The sequence below is a fragment of the Streptomyces sp. DSM 40750 genome, from assembly GCF_024612035.1.
Classification (GTDB): Bacteria; Actinomycetota; Actinomycetes; order Streptomycetales; family Streptomycetaceae; genus Streptomyces.
In genome coordinates this window covers 11,004,222-11,017,324 of sequence record NZ_CP102513.1, presented here as the reverse complement: position 1 = coordinate 11,017,324, position 13,103 = coordinate 11,004,222, and the positions used below count along the sequence as shown (strand labels likewise).

The following is a 13,103-nucleotide window of genomic DNA, read 5'->3' as shown; positions in this document are numbered from 1 at the left end:
CGCCGTGTACGAGGCAGAAATCAGCCGGGCCAATCCGGCTTGCATCGTGTTCCTGATCGACCAGTCCAGTTCCATGCGCGCGGCCATGCCCAGCACGACCCAGTCCAAACAGATGGCCGTGGCCGACGCCATCAACAGCATGCTCCGTGAGCTGATCATCCGGTGCGGTCGTGGCATCGACGAGATCTGGGACTTCTTCCACGTCTCCGTCATCGGCTACGGAGCCACGGTCGGCCCAGCCCTCGGCGGTCCTCTCACCGGCCGCGACCTCGTGCCTGCGAGCGCCCTCGCACAGGGCAGAATCCGCTCCGAACGGTTCACCCGCACCGATGTCCTCCCGGACGGCACGACCACCACCCATGTCGCGGAGATGCCGATCTGGCTGGAAGCCGCCGCCTCCGCCGGAACGCCGATGTGTGAGGCCCTGCTCTACGCGCACCGAGTCCTGGACCGCTGGGTGACCGATCACCCCGGAAGCTTTCCGCCCATCATCCTCAACCTGACAGACGGCGAGTCGACGGACGGCGATCCGGCCGGCCCAGCCCAACAGCTCCGTTCCATCGGAACGAACGACGGCAGTGCCCTCCTGTTCAACCTGCACATCTCGTCCGACATCGCCACGCCGACGCACTATCCCAACACCGCCGCCGGCCTGCCGCCGATGGGCGCCAAGCTCTTCTCCATGTCGGACGTCCTGCCCCCCGACATGCGCGACACCGCGGTGGACCTCGGAATGAAGGTGGAGACAGGGGCACGCGGCTTCGTCTTCAACGCCAGCATGCAGTCCGTCATGCTCTTCCTGAACGTCGGCACCCCGGCGTGATCGTGAGCCAGAGCCTGATGCAAGCGCCCAAATCCAACCTGCACCCGGCCCAGATCGAAGATGCCGCCCATATGGCGCTCCCCCCGGCGAGCAGCAGAGGAGAAACCCGCCTGGTCGTGGCCGACGGCAGCAGCGGATCAGCTGGAAGCGGCTGGTGGGCGCGGCAGTTGGCGCGCGATCTGTGCGCCGCGCCCGGTCGAGCCTTCCAGAACGCCCGAGCATTCGACGATGTCGCCGCCGACGCCACCCTGCGGTGGCCGAGTTACAAGCGAACCCTCCTCGAAGGCGTCGCCTCGTCCAGCCGCAGGGCGTGGCTCGCACAGGTCCGTATCAACAACGGCCCGGCTACAACGGTTCTGGGCATCCGACTGCTTCCTCGTCCGGAAGATGACGGTCCGCCGGACTGCCTCGGTGAAGGGATGTGGCAGGTGGTCTCGGTCGGCGACTCATGCATGTTCCAGGTCCGTTCCGACCGTGTGGTGGAATCGGTGGCCATCAAGACCCGCGTGCCACCGGTGATCCGGGCGAGCAGCACCACGACGCCCCCGACGCCGGAGCTTCGAGAGGGCCACTGGCGCTCGGACGACGTGTTCTATCTGATGACGGACGCCCTGGCTCGCTGGTGGACCCGCCACGCGGACGTAGGAGGCCGGCCCTGGGTCGTGCTGGACACGGTGTGCGCCTCGAGGGACGATTTCCCCAACTGGGTACAGGCCCAGCGGGCGAAGCGCGTGCTCGAGGACGACGACATCACCCTGCTCAGAGCGGAGTGCGGGCCGTGCTGACGCCTCAAGGCCAACGGCCCACCTTGTCCGACTACCAGTCCGCTGTGGCCCGGCTGGAGCAGTGCAGCGAGGAGCCCCGTCTGAAGCGATGCCTGCCAAAACTGGGCGCCGACGGTCAGCCCGGCGCCGACGGCGGCAGCTTCGGAGCCGTCTACTGCCTTGAGGACCCGGAGGACGGGCGGAGTTGGGCGCTGAAGTGCTTTCTGCGCGACGAGCCCCTTCGCGAGCGCCGATACCGCGAGATCGCGAACTGTCTGCACGGCGCCCGGGGATCCTGGCAGACAGAGGTGCACTATCTGCGGAACGGGCTGTGGGTGCAGGGGAAATGGTGGCCGGTCGTCCTCATGGAATGGGTTTCGGGCCTGCGTCTCACCGACTGGATCGACGGTGTGCTCGACCAGCGACCGGGAGAGGCGAGCGCGGAACTGCGGCGACTGGCCCACCGGTTCGCCAGCGCCGTCCACCGGATGCACCGATCCGGCATCAGTCACGGAGACCTGCAGAGCGGCAACGTCCTGGTGACTTCCGAGACAGCGGTACGTTTCGTCGACTACGACGCCATGACCGTTCCTGGATGGTCGATACCCCCTCGCCGCGAAGACGGACACCCCGACTTCCGCCTCCCGCGCGAAGGCGAACGAGGCCAGGACGGCGAGACCGAAGTGCGCCACACGGCCGCTTCCACCGGTACCAGCGGCACCGTGTTCACGACCAGCACCTCGACAGGGGTTCCGATCCAGGAGCCGGACGCCCTCGTGGCGATGCACCGGGACCGCTTCCCCTCGCACGTCATCCACGCCGCGTTGGTGATGCTCAGCCATGACGTCTCTCTGTGGACAGCTCTGCACCGGCCGGGCGCCGATCACCTTCTGCTGTCCCGTAAGGACTTCCGCGATCCGACGCAGTCTCACAATTGGCACCTGCTGCTGCACCACAGAATGCGCGAAGTACGCGTCACCGCCGCGGAATTACGCTCGATGCTCAACTGCCCCGTCGACCTCCAACCAGACCTTGAACCGCAGCCGGAAGTCGCCTCACAGGAGAGCGTCCTGGAACCGATGGCCTGGCGTCCCACATCGGGGCCGCGCTCCGGGCCTCGTCCCTTCCTGGACATCGGCGTGTTCGCAGTACCCGAATCCCAGGGGGATCCCAGGACCGCGTCCTCTCCGGATTCGACGGGCATGCCGGAGCACACCGGACCACGGCCCGCCGCGCGGCTCCCCGAACCGGCCGCCGAGCGAGACCCGAACCCCGCAGCCGGTGCCTTCGAGTTCGACCCACACCCCGGCGACCATGAGGCGCACTTCACGCCCGCCCGGCCCGACAGCCGACCGGAAGATCTGCTACCGGCCCGGATCGTCCTGTTGGGCGTAGGCGTGATCCTTCTGCTGAGCGTGCTGATCACGCTGCTCCTCACCCTCGACAAGTGATCACTGCACTCATCTCAGAGGCCCCGTCTCAGTCTCCCGTCGGACAGTCGACCGCCACCACCAACGCCGTGGCGGACAGCCCTCCCGCTTGGGCAACCACCTGGTAGAACCCCGGGGTGCTCACCACAGCCCGCGCCGTCAAAGTACCGGGATCTCCAGCTGCCGAGGTCAGTCGCATACGTGCTGTCACCTCACCGGTTTCGGCGCGCAGCAGTCGGCACGCGACGGCGGCGGGATGCGCCCCGGTGACCGTCAAGGACCACTCCTGCCCAGGTACGACCTCGGACGGCGCGCTGATCCCGAAGGACGGTGCGAGCGACGCGACGCCGCCGGCCGGCTCCGGAGCGCCGAAGGGTCCTTCCAGAGACGTCCGGCGATCGAACTTGCCCGTGAGGATCTCCTGGACCATGTTGACCACCGTCGCGCTGGCGGGAAGTGAGCTGTGGTGTCCCACGACGGGCAGATAGGTGGCGGGGTCGGTCGGCAACGCACACCACTTCGGCACCAGGCCGTCACCTCCCTCGTCCACCAGCACCGGCAGCCCCCGTGCGTCACGGACGGGTGTGCCGTCGTCCCGCAGCCGTGGAACGTGCCGGAACAGTCGGACGGCACCGTCCTCGATGGCCATGCTCTGCGGAGTGGGCTGTGACGTGCCCACGATGGCATGCATGCGCGGCAGTCGCCCGGTCGCGGCCGCGAGGCTGCGGCGTGCGGCCAAAGCGGCCTCGGCGAGCGCGTCATCCCCGCCAACCGCTTGGACGTCGCGGGGTGTGAGACGGCGTAGCCCTCCGCTGTCCGTGAGCACGCACGGCGTGTCGGGAAGCAGGTCGTACAGACTCGGCATGGTACCCACTGCCTCGCCGAGCGGGTTCGACAGAGCATTCCGCTGGAGCCGGGAGCGCCGTGAAGCGAGGAGTTGCATGACCTGCGGCGTGCCACGGAAGGGCGTGCCGATGGTGATGACGTCCCGGGTTGCCCGCGACAGTTCCGGGTATGCGGCCAAGGCTGCCTGCGCGACCAGCCCCCCCATCGAGTGGGCGATCAGCACCAGTTTCGATCCGTCGGCGGGTCCATGACGCGCGGAAGCCTGATGTGCGGCGTGTTCCCTCCATCGCGCCAGATGCCGTAGAGCGGCTTCGGCCAGGCGGCGGGCGGAGGTCCCCACCGAGAGTCGCCAGTCGTACGGGAACTCCAGCGCCGCGTCGCCGTGCACCACTACTGAGCGGACACCATTGACGAGGCGGCCGTAGGGCGACAGCCCGCCTATCAGTGGGAGCCAGGCAGGGCCCTGGAGCAGCTCGGCGGGCCGTAGGCGCCCTCCCTGTCCCTGGCGCTCCTCCTCCGTCACGGCGAGACCGTTGCTACGGCGGGTTTGCCGCATGAGGTTCATGACGTGGTTGAAGGTGCTTCCCCAGACGACCTCGTCGCTTTCTTCGTCCACCAGGGTGCTTCCGGCGAATCCTGGAATGACGACGACGGCGTCTCGGGTGTAGGGCCGGTCCACTTCGTGCCGGTAGGAGTCGACCAGGGCCCGGTTCCATGGCGCGGCCCCATCGGGGTGACTGTCCAGGTAGCTTCCGACGGCATACCCCCGACTGACGCTGCTCACGCTGACGCTGCTCACGCGCACCGATCCCGGAGACACCGCCGGTCCGTCAGGGTCCCGGTCCCGGGCGGCCACGGTTTGCCCACCCGTGTCGGGAGCGTCTGCGGTCCGTTCGGTGCTCGGGGTGGTCACGACCTCGCCGGTCAGCGAACCGAGCAGGACGTCGTCCGGCCCTTCGGTGCCGCCGACACCCAGTGACCTGGCCGTGTAGGACACCAGCTCCGGCATCTCGTCACCGATCTCGGCAGCCAGTTCGCGAATCAGCAGGGGGTGACGCCGATAGGCTTTCGAGCCCAGGTTGCGCACTCGCACCAAGGTGTCCGCGCGCAGGGAGACCGCCTCCGCGGTGTCCACGGAGCCGCCACGTCGATGGATCCTGAGCTGCGCCGCGGCCACGGACAGCAGACGGATCGCCATGCCCGGGCGCTCGGCCACGCGACGCGCCTGCGTCAGAAGGTCCAGGGCGTCGTCGAAGCGGCCGAGGTCCTCACAGGTGCGGGCCCCCAGGAGAGCCAGGTCCACGAAGACGACGGGATCGGCCGATTCCGCGGCCAGCTCCAGGGCTCGGTCGACCAGTTCGTACGCGTCCGCGGGGCGGCGCAGGGCGAGCATCGACCGCATGCTGAGCAGGGTCAGATCGAGGTTGTCGGGCACCAGATGCTCGCGTTCGGCCAACACCTCCGTCACCTCGGCGGGGTTGTCCGCCGCCAGGAGAGCCTTACCGACGCGCGTTGCCTGACGCTCCCAGGTCTCGTCGTCCGCCATGGCGCGCAGCTCGGCCGTCGCCGAGTTGCCTAGTCTCTCCGTGAGGTACACCTGGGCGCGCGCGGGCAGTTCCTCCATGGCGCTCTCCAGAAGTGCACCTGCCGCGTCGATCCAGCGCTTGTCCAGGGTCTGCGTCGACTGTGCCAGGGAGAGACGGTGGTACAGCTCCTCCACACGGCTTTCCACCAGGTCGTTCCCGGCATGGAGCAGCGCGTAGTAGCCCACGGCCTTGCGGTGGATCCGGTCCACGACGGACCGCTGGTCACGGCGCAGCAACGGCAGCATCGCCCGGCGGACGTCGCCGCGATGCACGACGGCGTCCCGGCCGGGCACCTCCTCGACCAGTGTGGCCTCGGCCCGGAAGTCGTCGAACAGTCTCCGCGCGCGTTCTTCGTCCACGTGGCCAAGACCGCACGGCCTGGCCAGCACCTCTCGGATGACCCCCGGCGTGAGGGTGCGGACGACGAGCCCGGGACTGGCGATGCGGCGCAGGTCCGGATCGTGGAGGTGGTCCAGGAGGCGCCGGTAGAGCACGCCCTGCACCGTCTCGGCGCCCAGTTGCAGCAGGAGTTCGCTCCGCAGCCGCCGATCGCCGAGGACCTGGGTTCCGGCCCGCCGCACGAGTGCGGCGGCGAGCTTGAGGTTGAGCGGACTGGTGCCGACGATGTGCATGATGGCTTCGAGCTCCCGGCCGCTCTCGGCAGGCAGGGCGTCCTCGGCACTGTCCGTCAGCTCCCGGTGGAGGAAGGCCCGGGCGGTGGCGGGGTCGAATCCCTCCAACGGTAAGCACCGGAACGGGGCCGCTTCGACGGGCGCCCGGCCGGCTGCCAGAACCCGGAGACCCGGATGGGCCAGGTGCAGCAGGGAGAGGAAGTTCAGGAGGCGCTGCACGGCGACCGGCCCGCTGCGCTGCACCTGCTCGAAGGCGTCCAGCGCGAGCAACCACAGCTGGGTGGTGCCGCCGGTGACCGATGTGACGAGCGCGGCGAACGCGTCGATCAGGGTCAACTCGTCGCGTTGATGGGCGGCCCGCGGACTGAAGTGACCGTCCTCGGAGCGAGTGAGCCGGTCAGCAGCCAGCGTGATCTCCAGCTCCCGCTTCAGTTCCTCCGTACGCCCGGCGAGGTCCGGGAAGAGCAGACCCAGTTGGCGCACAGCCTCGGCCACAAGGGTCAGCGGCCTCTCGGCGACAAGGTCGTGCCGGTCGAAGGTGAGATACAAGCAGGGCATCGGACGCAGTCCTTGAGCCGACTGCCGACCGTCGTCGTCCGGTGCACCGACGTCCGCGGGGGGACGGCCGCCTGCGTTGCCGCGGTCGGCGGCAGCGACGTCGGCTGCGGCCTGTGGCCGGCCGTCGTCGGCTGCGAAGCCGTGGGCAACGCGGCCGTAGCCGTCGATACGGTCCAGCACGAAGCGGGCGACGAGTGTCGACTTGCCCACGCCGCCAGGCCCGTGCACGAACGCCCAGGAGCCGGGAGCGTCACCGCGTTGCCACTTCTCCGGGTCCGCCGAGTCGGGCCGGTTGTTGTCCGGGGCTTCGCCGAGGTGAGCACTGAGCCAGGCCAGTTCGTCGGTACGGCCGGTGAACTTGGCGTCGGCGAGGGCGCACAGCGGTTGAAGCAGGCGGGCCCGTCCTATGGCGTGCTCGATGTCGTCGGGATCCGGCAGCACGACTCCGTCCCGAGCCAGTTGGTCCCGAGCGCGCGGGGCCTCCTTGAACCAACCGACCACGGTCAGCCCGGTGTACAACTCGTCAAAGCTCTGCTCGGCCAGCGGCCGATCTGCGCCCAGGAGGAGACGCTCGGTCCAGGCTCGTGCCGGGTCTTCGCCGATGTCGGACGCGGATCTTGCCGCGGCCAGCAGCCTGTCACGGGTGCTCAGGTCATCCAGCGTCCGGGCCCGGGGGCCGGGAGCCAGGCACCACCGACGGCCCCGGGACGTCGTGATACGCGAACAGTCCTCCAGCAGGAAATCCTGTAACGCGGCGCTGTGTGTGGCGGTCTCGTCGTCCTCCGGAGGAACGAGGTCGTGGGCGGTGAACGAGCCCAGGAGTACCGTCCGTTCTCGGAACGTGCGGCGGTCGTGGGGGCTCTCCTGCTGGTGTGCGCCGATCGGAACCTTAGCCACGCCGCTCACCGCGGGCGTACTGCTCGCGGGCCCAGGACGCGGCGGCGAGTTGCAGTCTGTCGGTCATCGGCAGTGGCGCGTCGGCGGTGACGTCTCCCCCGCCGGATCGGCTGCTCAGTTCGTTGGCGAGGTGGTCGGCCTGGTCGGGGTCGACGGGCTTGCCTGCTTCCTTGGCGACGGCGAGCACGTAGTCGTGCAAGTCCTTGCCGGTGAGGGGGGTCAACTCCTCATGGCAGACATACGACTGCAGGTCGGAGGGCAGCCAGCCGTCGTACGCCAGCAGGACGATGCGGAGCCGGTCCGCCATCTCTTCCTCGATGACCGCGGCCACCAGACGGGTCAGGGCTCTCAGGGCAGGCTCTGTGAACCGCACGGACTCCGAGTCGTCGATCACGAGCCAGTGGCCGCTCTGCGCTCGGCTGTCACGTTGCTCCTCGTTCATCACGTTCTCGATCTGGTTCACCAGGCTCCGTGCCTGGCTGTCCTCCGATGTGTTGAGGTCTATGGAGATGTTCCATCCGAACAGTTCCCGCAGTGTGTGCCCGATATCCGCGACCCGCACCGGGGAGTAGTAGTCACTCATGCGGATCCGGCGACGGTTGACGCGATAGCTGTCCAGCACGTGTGCGATCAGGTACCAGCTGTGTGTCCTGCCGGAACGGCGCTGGCCCCGCACGGCCAGCACGCGTTTCCCCCCGCCCGTGACCATGTCGTGCAGTGTGGTCCGGAACGTCAGACGGTTGAAGAAGGCTCTCTGGCGGTTGTTGACCAGATAGACGGAACAGGGGTCCGCCTCCTGGGAGGACGTCTCCTCGGTCAGCAGATACTGGAAGACGGGGTGGGCGGTGGTGTTGGGATCGGCGGCAGCGGTCTCGACGAGAGCCCGCAGGCGGCCTGCGGGGGCCGCCTTTTCCAGGGCCTCCGGCCACACGTCGGCCATGCTGTTTTCCCAGTTGATGTCGCCCTCCTTGAGACCGGCGCTGAGAATGAGCTGGCGTGCGGTGTGCTTGTTCCCGTAGACGGTGATCAGTGCCTTGAGGAGGTTCTTGGCGCGTTCGTCATCGAGGTTGAACGCGCAGTCGTCGATCAACGCGGGCATCGGTTCACACCAGCCGCTTTCGGGTGAGCCCTTCGACGACACGCTCGATCCGAAGGCCTTCGTTGCGGAACTCGGCCGGCTCGTCGCCCGCACCGATCCTGCGCCAGCGGCGGTGCAGGGCGACCAGCGCCCAGTGTTCGTCGAAGACCGGTGAGCCGGACGAGCCCTGTTCTGTGTCGGTCCAGTACTGGATCACGGTGTCGTCCACGTGCCGTACGACGTTGTGGCGGGCGCCGAGTTTCTTCACGCCGCCGTGCGGGTGCTGGATGATGTAGACCCTGTCGTTCCTGGCCACCGAAACGCTTCCGGGGAAGGGCACACGCATGGCGTCGTCAGGCATGTCTGCCGTGCTGCGGATGGCTGCCCAGTCCGGCTCGGATTCGCCGACGGCCGATGCCGGTTCGCAAACCACCACCTGGTGATCACGAGTCCGCCCGTGCAGGTCGGCTTCGTAGCCGAACCAGGCCTCCACCGCCGTGGGTTGCTCTCCCGCGGCGTCGAACAGCACGTGGTGGTTGGTCAACAGCAGATCATCCGCGATGCGGAACGCGGTCCCGTGGTACTGGGCGCCGTCAGCCGCTGTGACACGCAGTCGGCACACGGCGGTGGCCAGTTCCGTGCCTCGGCGCAGGAAGACCACGTCCTGAAGGGTACTGGAGCGAAAGATCTGGCGCTCGAGGTCGTCGACATCTTCGAAGTGTGCGAAGTCTCCTGCCCTGTTGGTCCGGTCGGGAGCCTCCACCACGGGATGCGTATCGAGCAGTTCACGAACCCGGTCGCCGACGGCCCGGTCGGGTCCGGAGGTGACAGCCTCCAGCAGGGGCCGCAACTGCTTCTGGTTGCTGGCCGTTTCGATGAGGTCGAACCAGACGGTCATCATGGGGCGGTCCCAGTTGACGTAGCCGGTCACCACTCCTGCCCGCTTGGCCATTTGCTCGACCTGTGAGGAGCGGTTGTACACCGAGGCCAGCAGATCGCGCAGCTCCAGAGCGCCGGGCGCGTTCCATTGAAAAGGCACTCTGTCCACGAAGTGAGTCATCGTCTGTCACTCGATATCGATCGTCGGTCGCGGCCAACGGCCAGGTCATTTCTGCGGCAGGAACGACCAGTAGTCGCCGTCCGGGTGCGGTGTGCGGGCAAGCCCGTAGCGCTGTGCCGGCCCATGGCCGTGCCTGAGCAACCCATGGAGATCGGCGAGTACGGTGGCGTGGTTGCCCACGTAGGAGTGGCCGAGGATGTCGGTCCCCAACTCGGTGACGTCGACGGTGTCCAGTCCCGGCGCGACGATCACCGAGGTGCCGCCCTGCCCCGCTCGCGGGAAGTCCGACAGTCTACGGGCCGCGGCCAGGGCGCGATCCTTGTCGGAGACGTACAGCGTGCAGGTGCGGGCCTGCCGGAGAGCGGCGGGGAGAAGGTGCCGGAAGACGTCGCGGTCGACGTCCGGAGCGGCGAACACGATGTGGCCCAGCCGTCCGGAGTTCCCCGGCAGTGCCGTGGTGTCCAGACCGGCCAGCCCGTCGGTGAGTAGTCGGTTTCCCATGCTGTGGGCGATGATGTGCACGTGGCGCACACCCGTCCGGGTGAGCAGGGTCCGCAGGAATGTCTGGAAGTACGGGACGGCCCGGCGTGCGGCGTCCCCGTCCGCTGGGTAGTCCAGCACCCCGCCCTTCGACGCCCAGCTGTAAAGCAGGACCACTCCGGTGAAGTTGAGGTCGTAGGCGATCTGAGCGGCGTGCCTGGCGGCGTCGGCGAAGGTGACGTTGTAGCCGTGCACGAACACCAGCGCTTCCCGGTCCGTACCGTGATCGAGCTGCGTACGCACTCGCTGAACCAAGGCGTCGGCGTCCGCTTGCTCGGTCGCGCCGAGCACCACGTCCCGGACCGGGTCAGGACGGAATTGCAGACGCCACCAACGGGGTTTGCCCACCGAACCGACCGTGCGGTCGTCGGGCACGCTCACCGTGGCTTGTCCGTAGGAGAGTGCACCACGCCGGGACCCATAGGCCCCCGAGCCCTGCTCCGCTCGGTCGGTGGCGTACATGACGGGCACGAGCAGCGAACGCTGAAAGGCGGTCCAGTAGGAGGGCGCGGCCGCGGGCCCGAAGCGTTCTTGTCCTTCGGCCAGCCGATCGAACTCCTCGTTCAGCCAGGCCCCCAGAGGTGGGCGAGCCCGAAGGGCGGCCTCCACGGAACGCGCCGCGGTGTCGATGAGGTCGAAGGACTCGGGCGTCATATTGGGCGCCTCAGCCGCGGCCGTCGCGCTTGCCTGGTCGTAGGCGCACAGGCCGGCCAGCACCAGGTCTTCGAGGTCGCTCAGTTCGTGCTCCGAGACATGTCCTACGACTCTCGGCCAGATGGCCGCCACCGCCGGCACCAGCGGCCCCCACTGTTCCAATGCCCCTCCCCCGGAAGTGGCGGCGTCCAGATCTCGGATCTGCGCCGACACATCAGAGGCAGCATACCCAGATGAGATCGCACGGTGCTCCTGTTCGTCCTGGTCGCCTTCGAGGCTTGGCTCGCCGAACAAATGGCCGAGTGACCTGAACGCAGTAAACGGACACGAAGATCCCGAGCAGGGACCCAACAGGGTTGTCCTGTTGAGTAATTGAGGGATGAGATATACCGGCGAGTTCCGACGCCGCCCCGTCCATCGGCGTGGCCGAGCTGAGGCACATCGCCGCCACCTCGGAGAACCGTATGCGCCCGATGCCCCTGTTGGAGCCTCGTTAGGGTTCGGTCGTATGACCGACCGCGTTCTGGAACTCTTGCGCAGCCACACTGATCTGGCCGAACTGGCCGCGTTCCCGTTCGACTTCGATGTGAGCCGGGCCTATCACGTCGAGGCGGTGCACCTGGCGTCCGGTTCGTCGCTGGAGCCGATCGCCGGCGACCGCACCGGCGGCACGTACTTCCTGTGCGGGGGAACGGCTGTGCTCCACGCGTCCTCCGCGGGGGACGCCGTGCTGCTCGCCGACAGTGTCGGCGAGGCGATCGAGATCCTCGTCCGGCTGCCCGGGCGGCGCCAGAACATCTCCACCGAGCTGGACGAGGAGGACCTGCTCGCCGAGATGCGTGCGGCGGACGAAGAATTGCCGAAGGAGCTCGCCCGCGAACTGGACGCGCAGCGAGCGGCGTTGATCAGCGGTCTGGGCCTGCCGGACCGGCCGCTGGTCGAACTCCTTGCCCTGGCGGAATCGGCTGCCGGGCGCACCGAGCCGGACCATGTCCTGCTCAACTCCCACAAGCTCTGCGCGTACCGGCTGGACGAGTCCTTCCGCCAGCCCCTGCGCGACGTCGTTCTCGGCCCGGGACGGGAGACGCTGGAACGGATGCGTTCCGGCGACCTCCGCGCGCGGGAGGATGCGGCCGAGGATGCGGTGCTACGGGCGGGGGTGCTGCGGGCGGCGCAGTATGACCGCCGGGACGACGACCTGCCGCTGCTGCGTTTCCTCCTGGAGTGCGAGAGTGCCGAGCGAACCGAGTGGTTCGAGGAGCGGCGGCTGGCCGCTGTGCTGGTGGCGTTGCACGGTCAGGACGGGGACGTTCGGCTGCTGCGGTCGGCCACTGCCGGGCAGGTCACCGACAGTACCGGAGCCCTGGAGTGGGCCCGCGCCGAGGAAGCCAAGCGGCACGGGCGGGAAGTGGTTGGGGAGAGCGAGTTCACCTGGATCGAGCTGGCCCACCGGCAGGGTCGTGTCGAGCACGCCCGGGTCGCGCTCATCCGCATGCTGGACGACACGGGTCCGGACGCGGACCGACTACGGGAGCTCAGCCGCGCGTTGGAGCGCATCGGTGACCACGCGCAGGCGGCCCGCGCCCAGTTCAACCTCCTCTCCCTTCAGGACACGCCATGGGACTGCGCCTCGGAGGCGTACGTCCTCGCCCGCCTGGAGCGTCGTAAGGGCGACCTCGCGGCAGCGGGGCGGGCGCTGGAGCGGGCACGTGCGGCGGTCGGCGCCGATGGCGCCACGTCGGACCGAGTGGTTCCCCAGTGGCACCGCCGTGGGCTCGGCCGACTGATCACGGAGCAGCATTTGGAGCTGACGCTCGCCGCGGTCGAGGCGGGTGACGCGGAACTCGCGCGTACGACGATGGCGCACGGCAGGGTCCTGCTGGACACGATCGGCAAGGAGTCGGCGAAGGCGCTCAGCCAGCTGTCCACGCGGGCGAAATGGGCGGTGGCCGGGCTTCGCCCGCCCGGCTCCTGACACCTGCGGACCGCCACGGCGGAGGAGCGGACGTGCCCCTGTCCTGGGTCGCGGGCGGCCCGCTCAGCCTGGAGGCCGGCATGAATGCGGGCGGTGAGCGCATCGGTGGACGAACCGGAACCGTGCATGGTGCACGGCTCGTCCGACTTGATCAGGAATCACAAGACCAGTTCCCCGCCGCATCACCCGCGGCAAGCAGAGCCCGGCCCGCCTGCCCATCCGGTCAGGTTCATCGTGCGGGGCCTCCACGCTTGGGTGGG

8 protein-coding genes are annotated in these 13,103 nt (G+C 68.5%); 4 read left to right on the top strand and 4 right to left on the bottom strand.

The genetic code is table 11. From position 1 onward, the window contains the following. Positions 1-4: 4 nt before the first annotated feature. The 3 genes from JIX55_RS48145 to JIX55_RS48135 are packed head-to-tail and all read left to right on the top strand — an operon-like array spanning position 5 to position 3,038. Positions 5-823 (top strand): vWA domain-containing protein, encoded by an 819-nt coding sequence (locus JIX55_RS48145; protein ID WP_257561565.1) that lies wholly within the window; start codon positions 5-7, stop codon positions 821-823. A 17-nt stretch (positions 824-840) separates the two neighbouring features. Next, positions 841-1,608: a hypothetical protein gene (locus JIX55_RS48140; RefSeq protein WP_257561566.1), complete on the top strand. Its 768-nt coding sequence runs from the start codon at positions 841-843 to the stop codon at positions 1,606-1,608. Further along, positions 1,602-3,038, top strand: coding sequence for a protein kinase domain-containing protein (locus JIX55_RS48135; RefSeq protein ID WP_257561567.1), 1,437 nt, complete (start codon positions 1,602-1,604; stop codon positions 3,036-3,038). The genes JIX55_RS48140 and JIX55_RS48135 overlap by 7 nt, the downstream gene beginning before the upstream one ends. Before the next feature lie 28 nt (positions 3,039-3,066). On the opposite strand, the gene JIX55_RS48130 is transcribed toward JIX55_RS48135, so the two are convergent. The 4 genes from JIX55_RS48130 to JIX55_RS48115 are packed head-to-tail and all read right to left on the bottom strand — an operon-like array spanning position 3,067 to position 11,030. Next, positions 3,067-7,536: a lipase/acyltransferase domain-containing protein gene (locus JIX55_RS48130; protein WP_257569155.1), complete on the bottom strand. Its 4,470-nt coding sequence runs from the start codon at positions 7,534-7,536 to the stop codon at positions 3,067-3,069. After that, positions 7,529-8,635 carry an effector-associated domain EAD1-containing protein gene (locus tag JIX55_RS48125; protein WP_257561570.1) on the bottom strand — a complete coding sequence of 369 codons (1,107 nt, stop codon included), beginning with the start codon at positions 8,633-8,635 and terminating at the stop codon, positions 7,529-7,531. Before JIX55_RS48125 ends, JIX55_RS48130 begins: the two co-directional genes overlap by 8 nt. Positions 8,636-8,639: 4 nt before the next feature. Beyond that, positions 8,640-9,674 (bottom strand): serine protease, encoded by a 1,035-nt coding sequence (locus JIX55_RS48120; RefSeq protein ID WP_257561571.1) that lies wholly within the window; start codon positions 9,672-9,674, stop codon positions 8,640-8,642. A gap of 45 nt (positions 9,675-9,719) precedes the next feature. Next, a complete protein-coding gene (locus tag JIX55_RS48115) occupies positions 9,720-11,030 on the bottom strand; it encodes an alpha/beta hydrolase (protein WP_257561572.1) in 1,311 nt (436 codons plus the stop codon). 346 nt (positions 11,031-11,376) lie between these two features. Here JIX55_RS48115 and JIX55_RS48110 point away from each other — a divergent pair, with 346 nt between their 5' ends. Beyond that, positions 11,377-12,843: a hypothetical protein gene (locus JIX55_RS48110; protein WP_257561573.1), complete on the top strand. Its 1,467-nt coding sequence runs from the start codon at positions 11,377-11,379 to the stop codon at positions 12,841-12,843. Positions 12,844-13,103 lie beyond the last annotated feature (260 nt).